The organism is Paenibacillus sp. SJS-P3 (assembly GCF_056711585.1).
In genome coordinates this window covers 2,623,517-2,647,239 of the sequence record NZ_CM160043.1, presented here as the reverse complement: position 1 = coordinate 2,647,239, position 23,723 = coordinate 2,623,517, and the positions used below count along the sequence as shown (strand labels likewise).

The 23,723-nt window shown below is 58.9% G+C and carries 26 protein-coding genes; 21 read left to right on the top strand and 5 right to left on the bottom strand.

Annotation, left to right across the window (positions count from 1 at the left end; all coding sequences use genetic code 11):
- The first annotated feature begins 1 nt into the window (after position 1).
- The gene (locus tag AC06G8_RS12195) at positions 2–709 is read left to right on the top strand and encodes a DUF4166 domain-containing protein (protein ID WP_447664210.1); all 708 of its coding nucleotides are present in this window, start codon (positions 2–4) and stop codon (positions 707–709) included.
- On the opposite strand, the gene AC06G8_RS12190 is transcribed toward AC06G8_RS12195, so the two are convergent.
- Positions 602–1,195, bottom strand: a complete 594-nt coding sequence (locus AC06G8_RS12190) for a polysaccharide deacetylase family protein (RefSeq protein ID WP_480283006.1) — start codon at positions 1,193–1,195, stop codon at positions 602–604. The genes AC06G8_RS12195 and AC06G8_RS12190 overlap by 108 nt on opposite strands.
- 106 nt (positions 1,196–1,301) lie before the next feature.
- Between AC06G8_RS12190 and AC06G8_RS12185 the strand changes: the two genes are divergently transcribed.
- Entirely contained in the window at positions 1,302–1,574 is a 273-nt protein-coding gene (locus tag AC06G8_RS12185; protein WP_447664208.1) for a hypothetical protein, read from the top strand.
- Between the two features lie 212 nt (positions 1,575–1,786).
- Here AC06G8_RS12185 and AC06G8_RS12180 read toward each other — a convergent pair whose 3' ends face one another.
- The gene (locus AC06G8_RS12180) at positions 1,787–2,230 is read right to left on the bottom strand and encodes a GNAT family N-acetyltransferase (RefSeq protein WP_480283005.1); all 444 of its coding nucleotides are present in this window, start codon (positions 2,228–2,230) and stop codon (positions 1,787–1,789) included.
- A gap of 97 nt (positions 2,231–2,327) precedes the next feature.
- Here AC06G8_RS12180 and AC06G8_RS12175 point away from each other — a divergent pair, with 97 nt between their 5' ends.
- The 12 genes from AC06G8_RS12175 (at position 2,328) to AC06G8_RS12120 (ending at position 13,336) form a co-directional block, all read left to right on the top strand.
- On the top strand, positions 2,328–3,077 hold the full coding sequence (locus tag AC06G8_RS12175) for a metallophosphoesterase family protein (protein ID WP_480283004.1): 750 nt from the start codon (positions 2,328–2,330) through the stop codon (positions 3,075–3,077).
- Between the two features lie 94 nt (positions 3,078–3,171).
- Complete coding sequence (locus tag AC06G8_RS12170) at positions 3,172–3,753, top strand: TraR/DksA C4-type zinc finger protein (RefSeq protein WP_480283003.1); 582 nt, start codon at positions 3,172–3,174, stop codon at positions 3,751–3,753.
- Positions 3,754–3,848: 95 nt separating this feature from the next.
- Positions 3,849–4,598: a DUF421 domain-containing protein gene (locus tag AC06G8_RS12165; RefSeq protein WP_480283002.1), complete on the top strand. Its 750-nt coding sequence runs from the start codon at positions 3,849–3,851 to the stop codon at positions 4,596–4,598.
- 70 nt (positions 4,599–4,668) lie between these two features.
- Positions 4,669–6,420, top strand: coding sequence for an ABC transporter ATP-binding protein (locus AC06G8_RS12160; RefSeq protein WP_480283001.1), 1,752 nt, complete (start codon positions 4,669–4,671; stop codon positions 6,418–6,420).
- Positions 6,417–8,294, top strand: coding sequence for an ABC transporter ATP-binding protein (locus AC06G8_RS12155; protein ID WP_480283000.1), 1,878 nt, complete (start codon positions 6,417–6,419; stop codon positions 8,292–8,294). The genes AC06G8_RS12160 and AC06G8_RS12155 overlap by 4 nt, the downstream gene beginning before the upstream one ends.
- Before the next feature lie 99 nt (positions 8,295–8,393).
- Positions 8,394–9,305, top strand: coding sequence for a hypothetical protein (locus tag AC06G8_RS12150; RefSeq protein ID WP_480282999.1), 912 nt, complete (start codon positions 8,394–8,396; stop codon positions 9,303–9,305).
- 284 nt (positions 9,306–9,589) lie between these two features.
- Positions 9,590–10,582: a serine hydrolase domain-containing protein gene (locus AC06G8_RS12145; protein ID WP_480282998.1), complete on the top strand. Its 993-nt coding sequence runs from the start codon at positions 9,590–9,592 to the stop codon at positions 10,580–10,582.
- Between the two features lie 55 nt (positions 10,583–10,637).
- Positions 10,638–10,979, top strand: coding sequence for a hypothetical protein (locus AC06G8_RS12140; protein WP_447664199.1), 342 nt, complete (start codon positions 10,638–10,640; stop codon positions 10,977–10,979).
- A 165-nt stretch (positions 10,980–11,144) separates the two neighbouring features.
- Positions 11,145–11,534: a hypothetical protein gene (locus tag AC06G8_RS12135; protein ID WP_480282997.1), complete on the top strand. Its 390-nt coding sequence runs from the start codon at positions 11,145–11,147 to the stop codon at positions 11,532–11,534.
- A gap of 108 nt (positions 11,535–11,642) precedes the next feature.
- Positions 11,643–12,077, top strand: a complete 435-nt coding sequence (locus AC06G8_RS12130) for an organic hydroperoxide resistance protein (RefSeq protein ID WP_480282996.1) — start codon at positions 11,643–11,645, stop codon at positions 12,075–12,077.
- A 179-nt stretch (positions 12,078–12,256) separates the two neighbouring features.
- Positions 12,257–13,009 (top strand): GNAT family N-acetyltransferase, encoded by a 753-nt coding sequence (locus tag AC06G8_RS12125; protein WP_480282995.1) that lies wholly within the window; start codon positions 12,257–12,259, stop codon positions 13,007–13,009.
- A gap of 108 nt (positions 13,010–13,117) precedes the next feature.
- Positions 13,118–13,336, top strand: a complete 219-nt coding sequence (locus AC06G8_RS12120) for a cold-inducible protein YdjO-related protein (protein WP_447664195.1) — start codon at positions 13,118–13,120, stop codon at positions 13,334–13,336.
- A gap of 268 nt (positions 13,337–13,604) precedes the next feature.
- On the opposite strand, the gene AC06G8_RS12115 is transcribed toward AC06G8_RS12120, so the two are convergent.
- Positions 13,605–14,633, bottom strand: a complete 1,029-nt coding sequence (locus AC06G8_RS12115) for a HoxN/HupN/NixA family nickel/cobalt transporter (RefSeq protein ID WP_480285431.1) — start codon at positions 14,631–14,633, stop codon at positions 13,605–13,607.
- 182 nt (positions 14,634–14,815) lie between these two features.
- On the opposite strand from AC06G8_RS12115, the gene AC06G8_RS12110 reads away from it, so the two are divergent.
- The 6 genes from AC06G8_RS12110 (at position 14,816) to AC06G8_RS12085 (ending at position 21,897) form a co-directional block, all read left to right on the top strand.
- The gene (locus tag AC06G8_RS12110) at positions 14,816–15,280 is read left to right on the top strand and encodes an SACOL1771 family peroxiredoxin (protein ID WP_480282994.1); all 465 of its coding nucleotides are present in this window, start codon (positions 14,816–14,818) and stop codon (positions 15,278–15,280) included.
- Positions 15,277–17,316, top strand: coding sequence for a peptidoglycan D,D-transpeptidase FtsI family protein (locus AC06G8_RS12105; protein WP_447664193.1), 2,040 nt, complete (start codon positions 15,277–15,279; stop codon positions 17,314–17,316). Before AC06G8_RS12110 ends, AC06G8_RS12105 begins: the two co-directional genes overlap by 4 nt.
- Before the next feature lie 42 nt (positions 17,317–17,358).
- Complete coding sequence (locus tag AC06G8_RS12100; protein WP_447664192.1) at positions 17,359–17,673, top strand: HNH endonuclease; 315 nt, start codon at positions 17,359–17,361, stop codon at positions 17,671–17,673.
- Between the two features lie 214 nt (positions 17,674–17,887).
- Positions 17,888–19,768 (top strand): LTA synthase family protein, encoded by a 1,881-nt coding sequence (locus AC06G8_RS12095; RefSeq protein ID WP_480282993.1) that lies wholly within the window; start codon positions 17,888–17,890, stop codon positions 19,766–19,768.
- An 84-nt stretch (positions 19,769–19,852) separates the two neighbouring features.
- Positions 19,853–20,917, top strand: coding sequence for a lactonase family protein (locus AC06G8_RS12090; protein ID WP_480282992.1), 1,065 nt, complete (start codon positions 19,853–19,855; stop codon positions 20,915–20,917).
- Between the two features lie 191 nt (positions 20,918–21,108).
- Positions 21,109–21,897, top strand: coding sequence for an SDR family oxidoreductase (locus AC06G8_RS12085; RefSeq protein WP_447664189.1), 789 nt, complete (start codon positions 21,109–21,111; stop codon positions 21,895–21,897).
- Positions 21,898–21,960: 63 nt separating this feature from the next.
- On the opposite strand, the gene AC06G8_RS12080 is transcribed toward AC06G8_RS12085, so the two are convergent.
- Both AC06G8_RS12080 and AC06G8_RS12075 read right to left on the bottom strand, forming a co-directional pair.
- Positions 21,961–22,437 carry a GNAT family N-acetyltransferase gene (locus AC06G8_RS12080; RefSeq protein WP_480282991.1) on the bottom strand — a complete coding sequence of 159 codons (477 nt, stop codon included), beginning with the start codon at positions 22,435–22,437 and terminating at the stop codon, positions 21,961–21,963.
- On the bottom strand, positions 22,434–23,027 hold the full coding sequence (locus tag AC06G8_RS12075) for a CGNR zinc finger domain-containing protein (RefSeq protein ID WP_447664187.1): 594 nt from the start codon (positions 23,025–23,027) through the stop codon (positions 22,434–22,436). The genes AC06G8_RS12080 and AC06G8_RS12075 overlap by 4 nt, the downstream gene beginning before the upstream one ends.
- A gap of 157 nt (positions 23,028–23,184) precedes the next feature.
- Between AC06G8_RS12075 and AC06G8_RS12070 the strand changes: the two genes are divergently transcribed.
- Positions 23,185–23,691 carry a DinB family protein gene (locus tag AC06G8_RS12070; RefSeq protein WP_447664186.1) on the top strand — a complete coding sequence of 169 codons (507 nt, stop codon included), beginning with the start codon at positions 23,185–23,187 and terminating at the stop codon, positions 23,689–23,691.
- The last annotated feature ends 32 nt before the right edge of the window (positions 23,692–23,723 follow it).

The window sequence follows — 23,723 nt, the reverse complement described above, 5'->3', positions numbered from 1 at the left end:
TATGAACAGGAGCCAAGGAACAAGCAGGAACGCCGGCAAGTCGATCTACCAGCTTGCGCTCGGAAGTGAGTTCAGCAAGCTGCATCCCCGAATCCAGGAGCGATTTTCCTTGCATAGCGGCTCCGCAGCCGCGGCAGTCGGCAGCGGCTGCATGGATGTCGTCTGGCACAACCGTCTGGCCAAGCTTCCGCTCCATATCGGCACCCGGCGCCATATCCTGTTTCCGGAGAGCGGCGCGGCCGTTCCGTTCACGGTGGAGAATTACAGCTACAAGGACCGGTTCGGGAGGGAGACCGTCACCTGGATCCGCACTTTCCGCTTCCCGAAGCGGATCCGCCGCTTCGACGCGACGATGGTTTTCAGCCGCAGCCGCGGCTGCATCGTCGATTATCTTGGGAATAAGCAGCATTTGGCGGTCGATCTGGATATCGAGCCGACAGCGGCGGGCGGCATCCGGCTGCGCTCGGGAGCGCAGCGGTTCTACGAGGGCTGGGCGGGATTCCGCTTTCCGGATGCTTTCACCGGCCAAGCGGACGTAGAGGAATGGTTCGACGACGAGGCGGGTCTGTTCCGGATCCGTGTCGGAGTGAAAAGCCCGCTTCTAGGCGATGTATTCCGCTACGAGGGCCGTTTCGAGAACAGGATGGAACGGGCCGCAGCCGCCGTGCCTCGGCATGCGCTTCCGATCCGCACGGAGCGCCGGGAATGAAACAGCCCCTGGATGCGGGAAGAGACAGCCTTCCCGAAGCGGCAGGAGGCGCCGGAGCTGCTGGAGCCTTTGCAGGCGCCCCCGGAGCAGCGGCGGCATGGCGGCTGCAAGCCGGTTCAGCTCGGCCGCGATCGCCGCGCTCGAGATCGCCGGCGATCCGGCAATGACCCGAGACAGAAGCATCGCGTCGAAGGTGCGGCTTGCGAGCCCGGGAGCGGTCGTGAAGGCGTATTTGATTCCTTGCTCGCGCAGCAGGGAAACCGCCTCCGGCGTATACAGGCCGTAGGGGGAAGCGAACGAATCAACCGGATGGGAGTTGAGCGGCCGCAAGGCGGACAGGCATTTGATCGTGTCGGCTGTTATTCTGGCCCGGTAATCGGCATCGCTTTCGAGCATGCCGGCACGGAGAAGGCAGCCTGTGAGCAAGTCATGGCGGCGGTCGATTTTGACATGCAGCGCGTCGGTATGCGCCTGGACCTCCATCACGGAATCGTCGGCTTCCGTCCCGTCGCCGAGGCTGGCGCAATGCCGCTGGAAATCCGAGGCGAGGTTAAGTATGATAAGGTCATGAACGACGAGGGGGAAGCAGCAGGTGAAGTGGGAAATCATCCATGCCGAGATGACGGTCGCCGAAGACGGCGGTTATGTCGGACAAGTTCAATTCAAGGTCGAAGGACATAAGCAGGCATATGAAATCGCGCTGCAGAGCAACAAGAGAGGCAAGGACTGGGCATACGGCTTGTTCTTCAAGGACGAGGCAGGGCCGGAAACGGAGATCGAAGCGGTGGAGGAGGAGCTCGAGGACAACGACGAGTTCTACGACGCCTTGATCGCAGCCGCCAAGGACGCGCTCAAGCAAGACTGACTTGCCCTGACTGAAAACCCGCATGCGAGGGCGACTCTGCATGCGGGTTTTTGGCGTTCTCTGCCTGATCGATCCCATTTTTTGCATTGCGGGGAAGGAGGGCTGCAGGGGAGTCAATGAAAAGATAGAATGGCGCTGTTCCGAAATGGAAAATTATGCGAGAATCAGTGAACGGCGAATTCCTGAAGTCAATTCGTCCCTCCGCCAAGAATCTAGCTCAGCTCCTTGCTCATCCTGACATGCGGAATTCCTGCATCGAGGAAGATGTCGGGCGACACAGGCTTGTACCCGAGCTTGGCGTAGAACGGCTCCGCCTGGCATTGGGCGTCAAGCACGGCGCGGCCGTACCCTGCTTCCCGAGCGGCTTGCTCCATCGCCTGCACGATGGCGGAGCCGGCGCCGCGGCCGCGCATGGAGGCCAGGACAGCGATCCGCTGCAGCTTGGCGCTGCTTCCTTCGAATGCCTTGACCCGGCCGGTTCCGACAGGCGCGGCGTCATCGCTCAGGAGAACGTGGATGCACGACTCCGGAGACTCGTCGTAATGGTCGAGCTCCTCTTCGATGGAAACTCCCTGCTCCCGGACGAACACTTCCCTGCGGATATGGAGGCATTGCTCCAGCTGTTCTTTCGTTTGGACTATGGTTGCAGACAACATTTGTCATCATCCCTTCCGCTGATTGCTTCCGGTGTATTGTAGCAAACCGGCGCCGGCAACCGCAATCATGAGGGCGACAACAAGGAGGGCTCCTACAATGGATAGGATTCGAACGATCGCCATCAGCGACATTCACGGCTGCAGCCGGGAGCTTGGAGAGCTTCTGCAGAAAGTAGGCTATCGCCCCGGCGAGGACAGACTGATCCTGCTCGGCGATTACGTGGACCGAGGACCGGACAGCTGCGGCGTCATCAACGCCGTCTTGGCTCTGCTGCGGGAAGGCGGGGGCCGGGCGACCGCTCTTAGAGGCAATCATGACCAGCGCTTTCTGCAATGCCTGCGCCATCCTGAGCCTGAGCTGCTTGACAAGTTTCTCGGGCAAGGGGGGCATGAAACGCTGCGGAGCTACGCTCGCGCCGCCGGAACGGAATACCGCGGGGCGGCAGACGCCTCCGCCGTGCTCCGGCTGATCCGCAGCGATTTCGAAGAGCATGTCGAGCTGCTGGACAGCCTCGATCTGTATGCGGAGGATGAGGCCTTCATTTTTGTCCATGCGGGGATCGATCCGGCTGCCGGGGCGAGCTGGAAGGACCAGCCCAGAGAGCTGTTCATGTGGATAAGGGAGCCGTTCCACCACGCTCCGGTGACGGCGGGCAAAACCGTCGTGTTCGGCCATACGCGGACGATCAAATTCCAGAAGGGGCCGTCGGTCTGGTTCGGTGGAGACAAGATCGGAATCGACGGCGGCTGCTCGGCGGGAGGCCGTCTCAACGCTCTCCTGATCGACGCTGACGGCAGCGTGAGCGAGGAGGCTGTCATCGCGGGAGAATCCCCGGCAGGCTGCTGAGGCATTCGGGCCGTTCCGCTGGAGACGCTTGCTTCATTTGTCGCATCCTAAGGGTATAGGTAGCTATAGAACGAATTGCTTAGGAGGAGACATCATGAAACATCTCAAGCCATCCCAGCTGGACTTTCTGAAGAACAGCCTGCTGCAGGAGAAGAAGGAGCTGGAGGCCCACTTCGACCTCAATCGGGAAACCGATCTGGAAGGCGCGCCTCTGACGGCGACGGACTCCGACGGGGAGCTGTCCAGCTACGACAATCATCCGGCCGATTCCGGGACCGTCACGTTCGAGAAAGAGCGCGACATGGCGCTCGACGAAAAGCTCGGCAAGAAGCTCGCTCAGGTGAACCGCGCGCTGAGCTTGATGGAGGAAGGCAAATACGGCCTGGACGCTTCCACCGGAGAGCCGATTCCTTACGAGCGGCTCGAAGCGATTCCCTCGACCCAGCATACGGTCGACAACGTGCCCGATCAGGAGATTGGGGACTACCGTCCTGTCGAAGAAGAGGTCATGACGCTGCCGCCGACGGGAGCCGGCGAGAGCAGGCAAGCCCATGCCGGCCGGTTCGACGACGCGGATGCATGGAAGACGCTGGAGGAATACGGCAACGCCTCCGACACGGTCGCCGCCCAGCCGGAAGGCGCCGAGGCCGCGAATGAAATGGAGAAGCTTCGCTAGGCGAAGCGTTCCTGTCGCTGCCATAGCCCAGAATGAAATCGGACCGTTCCGCGGTCCGGTTTTTTTTCGGATTGACACCGGGAGGGGGAGACGGAATGGATCCATTATTCGGGCAAATTGCGCTCAAGCTGCTGATCGCCCTTGTCAGCCTCATGATCATGACCAAAGTGCTGGGCAAAAAGGAGATCTCGCAGCTGACCGCATTCGACTTCGTTTCTTCGCTCATGCTGAGCGAGCTGGTCGGCAATACGATCTACGACAGGGAGGTCGGATACGGCCATCTCGTGTTCGCCTTGGCTGTCTGGACGCTGCTGTCCTACGGCACGGAGAAGCTGCTGAATCGGATTCCCTGGCTGGCCAGGCGGGTGACAGGTTCGCCGGATCTGGTCATCCGGGAAGGAATCATCGACCGCGATGCGATGAAGAGGAACAATCTGGACTTCGGCCAATTGAGCATGCTGCTGCGCGAGAACGGCGTCTTCTCCGTGCGCGATGTCGCTTATGCGCTGTTCGAGACCAACGGCAGCATCAGCGTCCTGAGCAAGCCGGCCGCAGGCGGCAATCAAAAGGAGGAGCCGGACAGCCCTTCCTTGCCGGAGAGCGTAATCGAGGACGGAGACATCGTCGACAGGGCGCTGGACCGGCTCGGCAGGGACCGCCAGTGGCTGCTCGGATTGCTCGCGCATATCGGCATACAGGATGAAAGGCAGATCCTCTATGCGGAATGGTCTGACGCCAGCGGCTTGTTCTATCAGCTTCGTTCGGAGCGGCCTCCCGAGCCTGCAGCCGAGAAGCTTCGGAACATGGAATGGACGGCTGAAAAAGCTGGAGGAGACCGTGTTTGACAGGAGATTTCAGCGAAGATTAAGATGAGTAGGAATGATTGGTTTAGAAGTAAAATAAGGAGGGGAAGCCTTGTTCAAGCTGTTTCGGCTGCTGAAGCCATTCCGGCTCCAGATTGCGGCCGTATTGGCGCTCGTCTTTTGCCAATCGTTGTCCGACCTGTATCTTCCGACGCTGCTGTCGGACATCGTGGACAAGGGCATTTTGAAGGGCGACGTGCCTTACATCTGGAGGATCGGCGGCTTCATGCTGCTCGTGTCCGCAGCAGGAGCGGCCTGCATCATCGCTTCCAGCTACATGTCGTCCCGTGTCGCCTCCGGCTTCGGCCGCAGCGCCCGCTCGAAGCTGTTCGGACATGCGGAGAAGTTCTCGCTGCCCGAGTTCGACCGGATCGGGACGGCTTCGATGATCAACAGGACGACGAACGATGTCAATCAGGTGCAGCAGGTTCTGATCATGATGATGAGGATGATGGTCAGCGCGCCGATGATGTGCATCGGCGGGCTGATCATGGCCTTCTCCAAGGATGCGAAGCTTTCCCTGCTCCTTGTCGCGGTTATTCCGGTCATCGGCCTTACGATATTCGCCGTCATGCGCAAGGCGATTCCGCTGTTCAGGGCGATGCAGGTCAAGCTCGACAAGCTGAACCTCGTCCTGCGCGAAGGCTTGACCGGCATCCGGGTCATCCGCTCCTTCAATCGCGAGGACTACGAGCAGGGAAGATTCGACACGGCCAGCCGCGATCTGGCCGATACGGCGCTGCGCGTCAACCGGATGATGGCGATCCTGATGCCGACGATGATGCTGATCATGAACCTGACGACCGTGCTCATCGTCTGGTTCGGAGCCAAGCGGATCGATGCGGGAGACATGAATATCGGCAGCCTGATCGCGTTCATCCAGTATGCCAGCCAGATCATGTTCTCGCTCGTCATGATGTCCATGATGTTCGCCATGGTGCCGCGCGCCGCGACGTCCGCAGCCCGGATCAACGAGATGCTGGACATCGCTCCGACGATTACCGACGGGCAAGCCGCGAAGCCGTCGTCCGCAGCTTCGCCGAGCGCAGGAGCAGCTCGCGGGGAGGTTGAATTCCGTGAAGTGAGCTTCCATTATCCCGGGGCCGAGAGGCCGGCGCTGGACCGGGTCAGCTTCATGGCCCAGGCGGGAGAGACGACCGCAGTCATCGGCGGCACCGGCTCCGGCAAGACGACCTTGCTGAACCTGATCATGCGGTTTTACGATGCGGGAGAAGGCGAGGTGCTGGTCGGGGGCAGAGATGTCAGAAGCTTGTCCCAGGGGGAGCTTCGCGCAGCAATCGGCCTCGTGCCGCAAAAGGCGCTGCTGTTCTCCGGCTCGGTCAGCGACAACATCCGCTACGGCAAGGAGGATGCGACGGATGCCGAAGTGCGCCATGCCGCCGAGGTCGCGCAGGCAGCCGGCTTCGTCGAAGCGATGCCGGAAGGCTTCTCGACGGCCATCGCCCAAGGCGGAGCCAACCTGTCGGGAGGGCAGAAGCAGCGGCTGTCGATCGCGAGGGCGCTTGTGCGCCGTCCCGCGCTGTATCTGTTCGACGACAGCTTCTCGGCTCTCGACGCGTCGACGGAAGCCAGGCTTCGCGCTGCTCTGGCGGAAGAGACGGGAGGGGCCGCCGTGCTGGTGGTCGCCCAGCGGGTGAGCTCGGTCATGGCTGCGGACCGCATCCTGGTGCTTGAAGAAGGGCGGCTGGCCGGCGACGGAACCCATGCGGAGCTGCTGGAGTATTGCGGCGTATACCGCGAGATCGTGGAATCCCAGCTCCGGACAGAGGAGGAATCGGCATGAGTCAGGAACGGCGGATGCCGCCGGGGCGCCATCCCGGCGCCATGCCGCGGATGGGCGGAGGGCCGGGCCCCGGTGCGATGATGCCGGGGGAGAAGCCCAAGGAATTCAAGAAAACGATGCTGCGCCTGCTCCGCTTCCTGAAGCCGTACCGGCTGCGGCTGCTGCTTGTGCTGGCAAGCGCGATCGCGGCTTCGGTGTTCTCGATCGTCGGTCCCAAACTGCTCGGGCACGGGACCGACATCATTGTGAAGGGCGTCGTGGCGAGGATGAATGGAGCTGCCGGCGCCGCGTTCGATTATGCCGGCTTGCTGCATGTGCTGGGATGGCTGGCAGGCTTGTATGCCCTCAGCTTCCTGTTCGGGTACATCCAGCAATATCTGATGGCCGGCGTTACCCAAGGAGCGGTATACCGGCTGAGGAAGGAAGTGGACGACAAGCTGCAAAGGCTCCCTCTGCAGTTCTACGACGCCAAGTCGCACGGCGATATTCTGAGCCGGGTCGTCAACGATGTGGACAACATCAGCGGCACGCTGCAGCAAAGCTTGACTCAGCTCATCACCTCGGCCGTCACGCTGGTCGGCGTCATCGTCATGATGCTGACGATCAGCCCCTTGCTTACGCTGATCGTTTTTGTCACGCTGCCGCTCAGCTTCCTGGTCACCAAGGCGGTTGCCAAGCGGTCGCAAAAGCATTTTGCCGGCCAGCAGCGGTCGATCGGCGAGCTGAACGGCCATGTCGAGGAAATGTTCACCGGACACCGGATCGTCAAAGCCTTCGGCCGGGAGAAGGAATCGCTGGAGCGCTTCGAGGCCATCAACGGCAAGCTGTACCAATCCGCCTGGCGCGCCCAGTTCATCAGCGGCACGCTGATGCCGCTCATGTCCTTCGTCGGCAATCTGGGCTACGTGCTGATCAGCGTCGTCGGCGGACTGATGGTGACCCGGGGCGGCGTCTCGATCGGGGATATCCAGGCGTTCATCCAATATGCGAGGCAGTTCACGATGCCGATCACGCAGCTGGCGAACATCGCCAACATCATCCAATCGACTGCGGCTTCGGCGGAGAGGGTGTTCGAGCTGCTGGACGAAAAGGAAGAAGAGCCGGACGGCACGATGGAAGCCGGACGCGGCATCCGGGGAGATGTCGCCTTCGAATCCGTAGATTTCGGCTACAAGCCGGACGTTCCTTTGATGAAGGGGCTGTCGATCGAAGTGAAGAGCGGGCAGACGGCGGCGATCGTTGGTCCGACGGGAGCGGGCAAGACGACTCTCGTGAACCTGCTCCTCCGTTTCTACGAGCTGGACGGCGGCAGGATCACGATCGACGGCCGGGATATCCGCCAGCTCGCCAGAGGGAGCCTGCGCAGCCTGTTCGGCATGGTGCTGCAGGATACGTGGCTGTACAAAGGAACGATCCGGGACAATATCGCCTACGGCCGCAGAGAGGCGACCGACGCCGATATTGAGGATGCGGCCCGTTCGGCGCATGCGGATTTCTTCATCCGCACGCTTCCGGAAGGGTATGAGACCGTACTCAACGAGGACGCCAGCAACTTGTCCCAAGGCCAAAGGCAGCTGATCACGATCGCGAGGGCGCTGCTCGCCGACCCGGCTATTCTGATTCTCGACGAGGCGACGAGCAGCGTGGATACGCGCACGGAAGTGCAGATCCGGCATGCGATGAAGGAGCTCATGAGGGGCCGGACGAGTTTCGTCATTGCCCACAGGCTCTCCACGATCCGGGACGCGGATGTCATTCTCGTCATGGACAAAGGCTCCGTCGCGGAGCAGGGAACGCATGAGGAGCTTATCGCCCGGGGAGGCATCTATGCGGAGCTATATCGGAGCCAATTTTCTGGAAATGAAGCCTCTTAATATGAGAATCGTTAGAGGTTCATGAGAGAACCTTAACCTCCTATGCCCCCTGAAGTCCTGTACACTGGGACGAAGGGTTTGGTATTGGAGGGAATCATCATGTATACAAAGAGATGTTTGTTTTGCGATGCGATCGTGCCGGTGAAGGCCGGTCCGGAGCAGGAAGAGCGCTTTATCGGCTGCGACTGCGCGCCGGGGGCGGAATATGCGCTGGCCGCAGGAACGTACGACCAGCTGGGCATGCTTCCTTATCCGCGGCAGCGCGAGCTGTTCCCGCTGGCGTCGGCATATATACGGGAAATGGCGGACTGCGGCAAGGAGGTCCGGCTTGGCCGCGAGCAGGTCGAGACGCTGCCGGCATCTCCGCAGGTGCCCGCGACGGTCGAAGCGAAAGCCGACAGGCTGCTGGCCTTCTTGCACAGGAACAGCGAGTCGCCAGGAGACCCTGTCGTCATCCACCGCTTGTCGCGCAGCTATAACCTGACCTATTCCCAGAACCTGCAGGAGATGGTCTACGTCATCGAGATGCTGCGCGAGCAGGAGCTCATCGAACGGACGGGATCGACGTTCAGCTTGACGGAAGGCGGATGGAGCCGCGCGGAACTGGCCGTATCGGGACGGACGGCGAAAACCTGCGCGCTGGTATTCGCCGACAGGGGCGGAGAGCTGCCGGAGTGGGCGGGCCATGTGCTGCCGCTGCTGCAGCAGTGCGGCTATATCCCGCGCATCCTGACCCGGGATGAAGGAGACGGGCGCAGCTTGCTGCAGCAGGCTGCGGATGCCGACCTGCTGCTGGCCGACTTGACCGGCAATCCGCCGGAAGCCTATCTGGCGACAGGCAGCGCCGCGGCTTCGGGCGTGCCCGTCATCTGGACGGTGCAGGACGGCAGCACGGAGAGGCAGCCTCTTCTGGAAGGGCTGACTCCGATCGTCTGGAGCCGGCCGGAGGAGCTGTCGGCTATTCTGCTGCAGCGTCTGGGCAGCGGCATCCAGCTGCGGCAGACGGGCTGATCGGCTGACGAGCATCGGCTGATGGAGCCGAGGGAACGACGAAAGGCTTCGCGCTTCGATATCGAGGCGTGAAGCCTTTTTTTGTTTTTCCGCCGGGAAGAGCCGTGAGCCGTTGATGGATGGCCTGCGCGGCTGGATGCATATCCTGACATCCCGTCAATCTTTTTGACTTGGATCGGCCTGACTGATTCAATGAAGGAGAAGACGTGTATTGGAATCCATTCGAATAAGCCGGAGCATCCGGCATCATTCTACTAGCAGGGATCGATAAGGGGGTGTCCATCGTGACGACAACAGCATCGTCCCGATGCGGTTCGGCCATCATGCTGACGGACAAGCAGGCCATGCAATTGGACAGCTGGAAAATCAAAGGCATTTATGCGGAGCAAGGCGGCAAGGGACTGCTGGAGTGGACGGCCGGAGGACCGGATCGTCCGGCTTCCATCTATTCCTGCACGAAGAGCGTGCTGTCGGCCTTGATCGGAATCGCGGTCGGACAGGGACTGATAGGCAGCGTCGCAGACCCGGTCTTCTCTTATTTGGACATGGAAGAGGAAGGGACCGCCAAGGCGATCAAAGACGATCCCCGCAAGCGGGACATTACGATCGAGCATCTCCTCACGATGACGAGCGGCCTCGATTGGCCGGATTTCGACAAGCCGTATTGGGAGATGAAGAAGGCCGCTTCACCGGCCGCGTTCGTCATGGGGAGAGAGCTCGCGCATGAGCCGGGAACGACGTTTACGTATAATACGGGAGGCTCCCAGCTGCTCTCCATCATTCTGACCCGAGCCGCGCAGGAAAGCCTGCCCTCGTTCGCCCGCAATTATCTGTTCCGTCCGGCCGGCATCGGCAGCGCCAGATGGAACCGGCTGGGAGAAGGGCATGAGGCCGGCGCGGGGCTGTCGATGGGCATGAAGGATCTGTCCCGGTTCGGAAGGCTTTATCTTCAGCAAGGAATGTGGAACGGCGAGCAGATCATTCCTCAAAAATGGATTGTGGACTCGCAGATGCCTCATCATAAAGGACTCCTTCACTACGAGCCGTCGATCTACGGCAGCTACGGATACCACTGGTGGGTGTCGCCCGAGGGCAAGCAGGACGGCCCCGATTACTTTTTCGCCTTAGGCTACGGGGGGCAATACCTGTTCGTCATTCCGTCGCTGGACATGACGGTCGTTGTCCGCAAAAGCCTGGACGGACGGAGCAAGTCGATCTATTCCCGCCGAGTTCTGACGGAACTGGTCATCCCGGCCGTCACTGGACATACTTGGTGAGAAAGCGGGCATCCTAAGGATATCCAGGCAGCAGCCCCATTAGGAGGAATCAGAGATGAACATGAATGGACAGCAGGGAGCTTCCGGCTCGGAGGAGATCAACAGCCTGACGATGAGCTATGAGCAATTCCAGGAGCAGGTGCGCATGAAGCGCATCCAGGATCAGGAGGCCGGAAAGGCTGCCCTGCACCGTGCGGGAGCGGACAGCAGCGGAGAGAAAATCCGCGGACTGGTGAACACGATGCAGGAGCTCGTCCACGAGCTGAGCATGATGGAAAATCAGATCCAGGTGCAGGCAGATGCGCAGCTGAGGCAGATCCGCAAGCTGAAGGAACGGGTGAGCGCGGCGGAGCAGGAAGTCCGGAGCAGTATTTCCGGCGGACAGCAAACGCATTAGACGTCACCATAAGGCAACGGAACCGCCTTTCATTCGGAACCGCAGCGCCAGCTGGCATCCGGCCTCTGCCGGTCCCTCGCAGGCGCTGTTTGGCATGGAGCCGGACTTTGGCCGATGGCGCCGGTTTATGATATGCTGGTATTTAACCGAAAGGAGGCAGCGCCCTTGAATTCCGATTTCATTCCCGTTCGCGAGCTGGAGGGAACTCTGCTCTTATCGATCAAAAAGCCGGATTTCGGCATGACTATTACCACTTCCGAACTTATCTATCATAAGCCTCATGCCAACTATCATCTGAAGCTGGAGGACATGGTGAGCATCGTGCCGTTCGCCAATCCCAAGAAACCTGCGGTCCCATTCCGCGCCTATCAGGATCAGACCGCCGAATATGCGGTCAGCTTTACGGATGGACCGTCTTACCGCATCCAAGTCGCCTCGGCGGCCATGCACAACCGGAGCGGACGGTTTCCGCTGGGCGCGATGCAGTTCGTGCTGCCGCTCCCGCACCGCATGCTGCAGCTGATCGGAACCTACAGCGGCATGAAGCTGATCTGAACGTTATCCTCCGGGGATGTCTCCCGGAGGATTTTTTTACGATTAAAATCGGGTCCGGATGGTTATATTCAAGCATGTACAAATGAACCGAAAGCGAGGAGATGCAACATGGATGCACTCTATACAGCAGAGGTGACGGCCCGCGGGGGCCGTCAGGGCAGCGTCAGATCATCGGATGGCGTTCTGGATTTGCCGCTGGCGATGCCCAAGGGGCTGGGCGGCAGCGGCGCCGAAGCGACCAATCCGGAGCAGCTGTTCGCGGCCGGCTACGCGGCTTGCTTCGAAAGCGCTCTTCAGCTCGCTGCCCGCAAGCAAGGGATCGATGCCGGCGGAGCCGAGGTGACCGGACATGTATCGATCTTCAAGGAAGGGGAAAGCTTCGCTCTGGCGGTAAGGCTGGATATCTCCATTCCGGGAGCGGAGCTGGAGCAGACCCGCAAGCTGGCTGAAAAAGCCCATGAGCTATGCCCCTATTCCAAGGCGACCAGAGGCAACATCGAAGTAGAGCTCAATGTGCTGAAGAGTCAATCCGCGCAGGCCTGAAGAGTTCATATCCCGCGCAGGCCTGAAGAGACATCGGTCATAGGCATCCTTCCCTCCGGGGAAGGATTTTTTTTTGTCGTAACCCAAGACTGCAGTCATAGGAAAAAGAAAATTGAATAAAAATAAATATTAAAGTATATTTATACTTATGAGATTCAGTCAGATTCGGAGGGACTCCATTGAAAGCATACTATGAAGTTGAAGAGGCGGCGCTCAACAGCTGGCCGGCTCTGCAGACAAGAAGCCTGGGCGGATGGCTCGTCAAAGCCAATCAAGGGTATACGAAGAGATCCAATTCGGTTCAACCGCTGCATCATTTCGGTCCCATGGAACAGGACCTGGAACATAAAATCAGCCGCTGCGAGCAGTTTTACCGGGAGAGCGGCCAGCCTGCCATCTTCAAGATCACGCCGTTCACGGAGCCGGATCATCTCGATTCCGTGCTTGCGCGCCGCGGGTACCGGATCGCGGATCCATCAACGGTGATGGTGACGCCGATTCCGGCCGCCGTGCCGGCAGGGTCGGGCGAGCTTGTGCTGGAGGAGCAGCCGAGATCCTATTGGCTGTCCCTGCTTGTCGAGTGGAACGGACTCAAGGCGAACGATGGGAAAACCTTCGTCTCCATGTTCGATTCCTCGCCGCTGCCTCGCGTCTTCGCTGTCTTGTATGCGCAAGGCCGTCCGGTCGCGCTCGGAGTCGGAGTGCTTGACGGGGATTACCTGGGGCTCTATGACATCGTGACGGCACCTGACTGCAGGGGACGCGGCTATGCGGCGGAGCTGATCCGCGGCTTGTACCGCTGGGCGGCGCAGCGCGGAGTGCGGCAGAGCTATCTTCAGGTCGTAACCGGCAACAAGCCGGCAGAAGCATTGTACGCCAAGCTTGGCTACCGCGAGGCTTATCCGTATTGGTACCGGGTGCAGCCGGAATAGCTGTCAAGTCTTTACTTTGCGAGGGGCAGAGGTGTATAGTAGTCAGGCTGTCTCTGCGACGGGACGGCATCAACAGACTGACCCGACATAAGAAAGGAATGCACCCTCTTGACGACTTCCGAAGATACGAAACCCGAACTGATCCCGACGAAAATATGGAAGTGCCGCAACGCCGACTGCAAGGCATGGGTCCGCGACGAATTCGCGGCCGAATCGCAGTTGTGCCCGATCTGCAAAGGCCCGATGCTGCGCAGCATGAGGCATCTGCCTGCCGTACAGAATAAAATCAAGCGCAAGCCGAAGCCGAAGGACGAGTACGGCTTGTAATCCGGCAGCATACATGATTTCGCCCCCGGCCGATGGCATGCCGGGGGCGAATTTTTGTTTGGGAGCCGGACGGACAGACATGTTCCGTACGGTGCGGTATGGTACAATAAGACGAGCAAAACAGCTGGAGCCGGGCAGCGGCTGCGCCTATGTTTCAGCGCCATGACGTCTCTCTGCGCTTGATCGGGCCGCCCGGCCGGCAGGTGTTCGAAGACGCGGTCAAGCGATGAACGATAGAAACTTTTCGCTGCTCCTATTCGTCTCAAATTCAGGACGCCCTGGCCTTCGCGTCGGCTATTCTCCATGACAGCCAGGATATTCCCCAGGATAGGGCGAACAAGGCTGCAAGCATATAACCGAGCTCGGAAAATTCCAGTCCGGCGACTGCCCTCATGAACGGGGACTGCCAGTGCAAGTAGCCGTCCAGCATCTGAAGAATTTCGACGCCTCCGATGAACAGGGCGCTCGCCACGGAGAGGAACGTCACGGTCAAGTTGTAGCGAAGATGCCGCACAGGAGACTGCACAGCCCATTTATAGGCTCGCGTCATGAAAATTCCGTCCGCTGTATCGAGCATGCTCATGCCCGCGGCGAACAGGATCGGGAGCGACAGGATGCCGAAGACCGGCAGCTCGCTCGCAGCCGCTGTAGCCGATATGGCGAGAAGCCCGATTTCGGTCGCCGTGTCGAAGCCGAGTCCGAACAGGATTCCGAGCGGATAGACATGCCAGCTTTTGCTGACGAAGGCTGTCAGCGGCTTGACGAGCCTGGCGATCCAGCCGCGCGACTCCAGCAGCCGGGCAAGCTCTTCCCGATGCTCGGCTTCCCGATATATTCGGCTCAGCTTGATGAGCTGGATGAGGACGGCCAGATTGGCCAGGCCGATGAGGAGCAGGAAAGTGCCGGAGACGGTGATGCCGATCCGGCCTCCGATTTCCTGCATGGCCGGCAGGCGCTCCTGGGCCCATTGCAAGGACAGGGCGACGGCGAGCACCATGAGGAATACGACGCTGGAATGGCCGAGGGAGAAGTAGAAGCCGACGCCCAGAGGGCTGCGGCGGAGCTCGACGAGCTTGCGCACTGTATTGTCGATCGCGGCGATATGGTCCGCATCGAAGGCATGCCGGAGTCCGAGCGTATACGCCAGAATTCCGAGTCCCCAGAAGGCGGGATGATGGCTAGCAGCCATGAACAGGCCGACGAGCCCGGCTGAATGAAGAAGCAGGACGACAGCCGCGTATGCGGCCCACGAACGGTCTTTGCGGATGGATGTCGGCGCAGATGAGGATAAAGGCATGGACATGTCAGGTTTCATCCCTTCGAGGCGGCTTTCACCGCGTATGATCGCTGCGTATCGCTAAAAGTTTTAGAAAATGTACCATCCCATTTTGATGCGGTCAATGATGATGTCAGCTTTTATTTCATGGATAGATGCAGTCGTTCAATTATTTTCATGCTTGGTCATAGAAGGAGCGCGAGATGGAACATCTTTTTACACTTCAAGCCCAATGGCAGGGGGGAAGAGGGGGAGAGGGCGCGATTGCAGCCGGCGGGCTGAATGCGGCTATCTCCATTCCCGCCGTCATGGACGGTCCGGGCATCGGAACGAATCCGGACGAGATGCTGCTCGGAGCGGCATCGACCTGTTATCTGATCACGCTCGCCGCCATGCTGGAGCGTTCCGGCATCGAGCCGGAGAGGCTGTCCCTGCGGTCCGACGCCGTCGTCGATACGACTAGCGGCGTGTATACGTACGTGTCGATCACGCATAAGCCTACTATCCTGCTGCATGCTTCAGCTTCTGCCCGCCAAGCGGATACGGCGAGGAAGCTGGCGGAGAAGGCCGAGCAGACCTGCATGATATCCAAAGCCTTGCGGGGAAATGTCGCCGTATCGGCCGTTCCTGAGATCATGATCGGGCAAGAGAAAGGAGGCCATGCATGAAGGGGAGCAACGGCAAGCCTCCGCAGATCGTCGGCAGGGATGAAGAGAAGGATTATGTCATCCGCAGGCAGTTCATGTTTCGGCTCAATGCGTTCTTTTTTGCCGCGTTCGTCCTTTTCGGCATTCTGATCGTCCGCCTGGCGGTGCTGCAGTTCGTGGAAGGACCGACCTTGAAGGCGCAGCGGGAATGGCAGGGCACAAGCAAGGTCGCCATTCCTCCGTTCCGGGGGGACATCCTCGACTCCGACAAGAAGCCGATCGCCTTCTCGACGTCGACCCAGACGCTTACGTATACCATCGAGGACGAGCGCAAGCCGGAGATCGCCATCGAGATGAGCAAAAGGCTGGCCGAGGTGTTCGCGAGGCTGACGGACAAGGATGATCCGGAAGGCAAGCTCACAGCCGAGGAAATCCAGAAGAAGATGGATCTTAATTTCCGGACGAATACGATCTCCGTTCCGCGGAAGATCAAGTCGGATCTCAACAATAAGGAAATCGCTTATTTCCTGGAGAACAAGGAGCAGTTCAAGGGCGTCGACATCGTCGAGGAAAATGTGCGCAACTACGACACCGACAATGTCGCGGTGCAGCTCGTCGGTTATTTGCGCAGCTACCGCACCGCCCCCGAGACGCTGACCAAGTACAACGCGATCAAGGAAATAACCGACCCGACGGAAAAATACTCGCCGGAGGAAACGGTCGGTTATGACGGGCTCGAGTACTTGTACCAGGAGCAGCTGCGCGGCAAGAACGGCATCAAGACGTTCCCGGTCGACCGCCTGCAGCGGATCATCGGCCCGCCTGAGGTCGAGGCGCCTACCCGCGGCAACGACCTCGTCCTCACGATCAACCGCTCCGTGCAGCTGACGGCGCAGAAGGCGATGACACAGCAGATCGACAAGCTGCGCCATTCGACGACGAAGCCGGAAAACGCCGGCAACAAGGCGAAGATCGGCTTTGCCGTGGCGATGGAGGTCGATACCGGCAAGGTTGTCGCCATGGCCAGCATGCCGGACTACGATCCGAACCAGTGGAAGGACGGAACGCCTTCCAAGGAAGAGCTGTTCTACTTTACGAGGAACGGCACGATCCGCTCTGTGTCTCCTCCGTATGATACGGACAAGGAGCAGACGAAGCATACGCCTTCTCTCGTCTACCTGGGATCGACGCAGAAGCCTCTCTCCATCCTGATCGGATTGAATGAGGGCTTGTTCTCGGCCACGGAAGAGTACCATGATATCGGCTACTACAAATTCGGTTCCACAGGGTCCGAGAGGACGATCCGGAATGCGAGCAACAAAGCGAACGGATACATCAACGCTTCCGAAGCGATCGCCCATTCCTCCAATGCGTTCATGTCCGCCATGGTCGGCGAACGGCTGCTGAAAAAATACGGCAAGGATGCTGTCGGCGTATGGGATAAATACATGAAGGAATTCGGCCTCGGCGTTTCGACGGAAAGCGGTCTGCTCGGCGAGCAGAAGGGCGTAGAGGACTATACGCATGACGCGAAGGAGTCCAGCAATATTTCGGCGCTGGTGGGATCCTCCTTCGGGCAGCTCGGCAAATATACGACGCTGCAGCTGGCTCAGTACGCTTCCATGCTCGCCAACAAAGGCAAGCGCATGAAGCCGCAATTCGTGAACGAGATTCTCGATCCATCGGGCAACGTCGTCCAATCGTATAAGCCCGAGGTGCTCAACCAGGTCAGCTTCCCGGATTCCTATTGGAATACGATCTACAAAGGGATGGCTAAAGTAAGCGTGCAAGGCTTCGAGGGAGTCAGCTATTCGTTCCTCCGCAAGACGGGAACGTCGCAGCAGACCGTTGCCGGCGGCGTGAAGGTGGAAAATTCCGTGTTCATCGCCTTCGCTCCGGCCGATAAGCCCAAGCTGGCCGTCGCGATCGTCATTCCCGAGGGCGGATACGGCGGCTGGGGAGCCGCGCCGGTCGCCCGTCAAATCTTCGACGCCTACGACGAGGCGGTCGGGCTGAGCGGCGTACCGAAAAAAAAGGAAGCATCAACCAATCCTTGATCGGGCAAGCTGATGGAAATGTCCATGAAGGAGCTTGACGCCATGTCAATGGAGACCGGAACGGCGCAGGGCCGCTGCGAGCTGTGCGGGAGATCCGGAGTCGGCTTGACCGAGCATCATCTGACGCCGCGGGAGCAGGGAGGGACTTTTAAAGGCACAGTTCTTCTCTGCCCTCCCTGCCATCGCCAGATCCACGCGCTTTACACCAATGCAGACCTCGTGCAGCGGGAGCTGACGACAATCGAGGCTCTGCGGGCGGACGAAGCGATCGCCACTTTTATCCGTTACATCCGCAAGCAGCCTCCATCCTCCATGCCCAAGCTCCGCAAATCAGCGCGCGTCCGCAGTAAGCATTGAGACCGGGATATTCCGCTCAGGAACAAAAACCGCCATTTGGGCGGTTTTTGTTTTTTGTTCTAGACGGAAGAAATTACAGAGGAAATTCATGAATGAAGGGAAGCGGCATCGATACAGAGCTTGGCGCCCGTTCATGCGAAGCATTCCTGCGTTATGATATACTGATACGGTGAAAAAAGGCTGTACGCCTCAACCAGGAAGAAGGATTCGATATATGATGAAATCTGTTGGAGCCGGCTCCCGCTCGCAAGGCCGCAATCTATTCTATTATTTGTTCGTTCTGATGCTGGCCAAGCTGGAGTGGATGCGGTTCAACTTGTTCGGCGGATTGGAGCCGCTTGCCGTCGTCGCCGACTTTGCGTCCCTGCTCGTGCTGGCGGGGCTGCTGGAGCTGCTTACCCCGCGCCGCGGCAAAGGTCCCGCCTACTGGGGATTCAATCTGGTTTATTCTCTCGTCTTGTTTGCGATCACGTTGTATTTCAGCCATTTCGGCTCCGTGGCCACCTATACCGCGCTCGGAAACCTCAACCAGGTGTATGGGATCCGCGAGAGCGTGGATGCGACCATCCAGCCGATGGACTACATCTACTTTGCAGACGTCATCCTGATTACCGTGATATGGATGCTGCGACGGACGCGAGGAAGGAAAATCGAGGGACGCAAAGGAATATGGAAGCCGGCGGCGGCCCTGCTGACGATTGCCGGACTCGCCGGCAGCTTCTGGTTCATCCGCGATGCGGAGGCGACCCAGAGCGAGCTGGCGCAGGCCGAGAGCGTCGGCGTCTTCAATTATCAGGTCGTCAGCGCGATCAAGATCCACGAGGAGAACAAGCAGATTGCGTCCGGCGATATCGGCAAGACGATCCAGGAGATCGGGGAGCTTCAGGCTTCTTATCCGTACCGCCAGGACGAATCGGCGCCGCTTCAGCAGTTCGGAGCAGCGAAGGGAACGAATCTGGTCATCATCCAGATGGAAGCGTTCCAGAATTTCCCGATCCATCTGAAGCTGCAAGGCCAGGAATTGACCCCGAACCTGAACAAGCTTGCGGACGAGGGATATTACTTCCCTCACTTCTTCCAGCAGATCGGGCAGGGGAACACGTCGGATGCGGAGTTCATGACGAATACGTCCATCTACCCGACGGGCACGATCGCCATGTCCACCGGCTACGGGAACCGCAAGCTTCCGAGCCTGCCGCGCCTTCTTCAAGGCCAAGGGTACGAGGCGAATACGTTCCATATCAACAACGTGGGCTTCTGGGATCGGAACAAGCTGTATCCGGCGCTCAACTTCGACAAGTATTATGACAAGCCGTTCTACAACAACGACCATTTCAACAGCTTCGGCGCATCGGATGAGGAGCTGTACCGGGTCGCCGCAGAAAAAATGGCGGAGCTCAGCGAAAAAGGGAAGCCGTTTTATGCCCATCTGATCACGACATCGAGCCATTTTCCGTTCCAGATCCCGAAGGACAAGCAGACTCTGAAAGAAGACGAATCCCTGTCCGGCTCGCAGCTCGGCGATTATCTGCAGGCGATCCATTACACGGACGATGCCATCGGGAAGCTGGTGGACAGGCTGAAGGCCGAGGGATTATGGGAGAAAACGACTCTCGTCATTTACGGAGACCACTTCGGCCTGCAGCCTCAGAGCAACGATCCGGCCTTCATCCAGCAGGAACTCGGAATTCCTTATCACAATCAGATTTCCCGGTTCAACATTCCGCTCATCATCCGAGTTCCGGGACAGCAGGGCAAGATGGTCGAAGGAATCGGAGGGCAGCTCGACATTCTTCCGACCGTCGCCAACCTGATGGGAATCTCGCTTGAAAAAGAAGGCTTCACTGCATTCGGACGGGACTTGCTGAATACCGACCGCAATGTTCTTGGAGAACGTTATTACTTGCCATCGGGCTCGTTCATCAACGAAGAGATCCTGTTCGTGCCGGGCAAAGGCTTCGAGGACGGGAAAGCGGTCTCCTTGAAGACGCTGCAGCCGGTCGCCGACTTCTCCAAGTATCGAAGCGATTATGATTACGCGATCAAGCTGCTCGGGCTGTCGGATACGTATGTGAAGCTTTTGCCCAAGCGGTAGCTGCTGCCGGCATGGGGAAGCACATGATGATTTGAAGGACATGAAGCGCAAATAGACATGAAGGACAGGAAGGATGGTTGAATCATGGACCCATTGTATGTATTCGTCGGCTCCTATGCGGAACCGGATGGAAGCGGCTTGTATGCCTACCGCTGGAATGAAGAAGAGCTCAGCCTGGATCTGCTGGCTGAGGCGGACGGGCTCAAAAATCCGACGTTCCTGAACGTTGATCCGGCCGGCCGTTTTGTGTATGCCATTTCCGAGGGAAAGTCGCCGGAAGGGGGCAAAACAGGCACCGCCGTCTCGTTCCGTTTCGATCCGCTGGAGAAATCGCTGGAAAGGCTGAGCGAAGCCGCTACCACGGATGGACCGACTTGCCATATCCAGAGAGATCCGGACAACCGCCATCTCGTCGTCGTCAGTTATCATGGCGGCATGGTGGGATTGATGGAGCTGGACGCGGACGGGAAGATCGGTCCGAGGCTCGACCAGCAGCAGCATGCGGGCCATAGCGTGAACGAAGAACGGCAGGACCGCCCGCATCCGCATTCCTCGCAGTTCAGCCCGGATGGCCGGTATGTGTTCGTCCAGGATCTTGGACTTGATCTGATCCGTACCTATGCCATTGAAGAAGGCGTTTTGAAGCCCGTGCGGGACAATGGCATCCATGCAGGAGCCGGACCGCGCCATTTGGCGTTCCATCCGGACGGCAATATCGCTTATGTCATCAACGAAGTGGACTCAACGGTCAGCGTGCTGGAGTATGATGCTGAGACAGGCGGCTTGACGGAGCTCCATTATATTCCGACGCTGCCGGAGGGTTATGAAGGGGAGAACACATGCGCCGAGATTGCCGTCTCCAAGGATGGGCGCTTCGTCTATGGCTCGAACCGGGGGCATGACAGCATCGTCGTCTATGAGGGATCGGATAAGGGCCGGTGTCTGGAGCCGATTCAGCATATTCATACCGAGGGAGAGCATCCAAGGCATTTCGCCCTGACGCCGGACGGGAACTGGCTGTTCGCTGCGAATAAAGATACGAACAACATCGCTCTCTTCCGTGTCGACCGCCAGTCCGGCAAGCTCCAGTATACAGAGCGGAGCTTTGAAGTCTCGCAGCCGGTCTGCGTCATGCCTTTCAGCCTTTAGGCCCTCGTGAAATTGCTTCCGAAGCTCCGGCGACGCCGACGGTAGTGCCGGTCATGCAAGGAAGCCCATGTCATAGTCATCCTGTCTACCGCTGATCGGGCGATTCATCCGTTATCGGGATGATTAAGTATCCTATAGATGAATGGAAGCCATTCTAAAAAGAGGATACATAATCGAAAGGATGATGAAGAATGACCGTCAGCCGGCTGCTGGAAGGGAAAGTGGCGATTGTTACAGGAGGAGGCTCCGGCATCGGGAGAGCCGCCGCGCTTGATTTTGCCCGGCATGGAGCGAAAGTCGGTTTCCTGGACCGCACTCCAGACGATGCCGAGAAAGTCAGAGACGAGATCGAAAGCGAAGGCGGAGAGGCCATCGTGACGGCGACCGACGTCAGCGACGCCGCTGCGGTCGAGGCCGGAATCTCTTCCGTTTACGAGCGTTTCGGGCGGATCGACGTCGTGTTCGCGAACGCCGGCATCAACGGGGTGTGGACGACGATCGAGGATCTGGATGTGGACGATTGGGACGAGACGCTTGGCATCAATCTGCGCGGCACATTCCTCACGGTGAAGTACAGCATCCCGCATCTCAAGAAAAACGGCGGCAGCATCATCATTACGAGCTCCATCAACGGCAACCGGATCTTCAACAATACCGGCGCGAGCGCATACAGCTCCTCCAAAGCCGGGCAGGTCGCCTTCATGAAGATGGCCGCGCTTGAGCTCGCCCCCCACAAGATCAGGGTGAACGCCGTCTGTCCGGGGGCGATCAAGACCCATATCGACGACAGCACGATCAAGACCAAGGAAGCCGAGGAAGCCGCGATACCGGTTGTATATCCCGAGGGCTCCCATCCTCTCGCCGGCAAGCCGGGAAAGGCTGCCCAGGTCGCGGATCTCGTCACCTATCTGGCATCCGATCTGTCCTCCCACGTAACCGGCACCGATATTTACGTGGATGGAGCGGAGTCGCTGCTGTAAGCCAAAAAACGCATGGCGCCTTGAGCGCCATGCGTTTTTTATGGCACGACTTTTTGAATAAGATTACGGACGAGGGCTCCTGCGGAGAGTGGTCAGCCAAACTCCGGGAACGATCTCGAGCCGGCCGCTCTCCTCGAAGCCGATGCGGAGATAGAGCTGCACAGCGGGATCGTTGGCCGTGCCTGTCGACACCCGGTATTCGGATTCCGGGTACAGGCCGAGCGCAAAGAGGACCAGGGAGCGCCCTATTCCACGCCTGAAAAAATCGGGGTGGACGACGAGGCGGGCGATCGTGACGATGCCCGAAGGCTCGCGCTCGACCGCGACGGCGCCGGCCAGCCTGCCGTCGAGACGGCAGCCGTAGAAGACGGCAGGGGAAGTCAGCAGAGCTTCATGGGTTTCTCCGATCTGAGGAATGCCGTCGAAGCCGATCAGGCGGGCCTCTTCCCGATAGGCGTCCGTCTGCAAGGCGCGCAGTTGTTCCGATACGGCTGCATCGGTTACATCAAGACGTTCAGCATGAAATTTGAATTCGTTCATTTTTCATCCTTCTTTCGTCTGCTCGTTGTTGAAGCGGTTTTGGCCCGTTCGCGGAAGCGCCGGACCTTCATCAGATTGCCGCAGCATTTATCGTCGCAGTAGCGCTTCGAGCGATTGCGCGTCGTATCGTAATAAATCCAGCGGCAGTCGGGATTGTCGCATATTCGGAACCGTTCCGGCTCGCCATGGGCAAGGGAGTCCGCGTAAGAAGCGGCTATTTTCGCCATGATGCCTTGCCAGCCTGATTCCGAGGGAATCTCGCTGAGAGAGAGAGCTCCATTTCCAACTCGCAGCTTTTTGGTATAGGGACTGGAGACAAGTGCGGAGTTGAGCCAGGCAAAATCGGTATCGGATAAAGGAGGAGCATCCTCGACCCGGACAGAGTCGCTGATTCGGGAAGTCAGCTCCCTGAGGCTGCCGCGGAGCGTCCGCATCGCTTGAAGCTCCTCGGGCGTCGGCGGACCGGGATCGTCGAGACCATGCTCGGACAAAAATTGAGATCTCCAGCCGGGGAGGTCGAGCCGGTCCTCGCTCGCGCCGCTTCCTCTCCAGTCGTACCACTGGCTGTTCAAGTAATCTTCCCAGATCATGATGCCCGTCCTCCATGCCCTTTCAGTATGTAACGTTCTAAATAAAAATAGATTGTTACATCGAGAGCGGTTTCGGGTATACTATCTCAGCACCACGTAACCGGCTATACGATATTATATCGTTACATCCCATTCTCTACAAGGAGGACGACACCCAATGGCCCGAATCAAAACGGAGTTGCTGCAGACAGGCTGGGAGCATGCTTACGACAAGGAGGATTGGCAGCCGCCGCTCGGCATGGCGCTGGACGGCGTAACGGAGGAGCAGGCCGACTGGCGTCCGCAAGGCGAGGCAGGGAACACGATCCGCGAGAACGTGCACCATCTGATCTTCTACAAAGAGCGTTTTCTGAACAAGTGGAACGGTGTCGAAGCTTCGGCTCAGCCGCGGATCAGCAACACCGATACGTTCCAGCCGGCTGCGAACGGAGCGGAAGGCGAAGCATGGGAGGCGACGAAGAAACGTCTGGCCGACGTCCATGCGAAAATCGGATCTATCATTGAAGCGATGGATGATGCCGTTTACGACAAGGAAGTCGACAAGGATAGTCCGGCTGGACCTTGGCTTACAAGCCTGTACGTGCATGACGCATATCACTGCGGCCAGATCATCCTCATCCGCAAGCTTCAGGGCTCCTGGTCTCCTACCCGGTCATTCGACTAAATGCATGCCTTGAAAAAGCCTCCGGCTGCGAA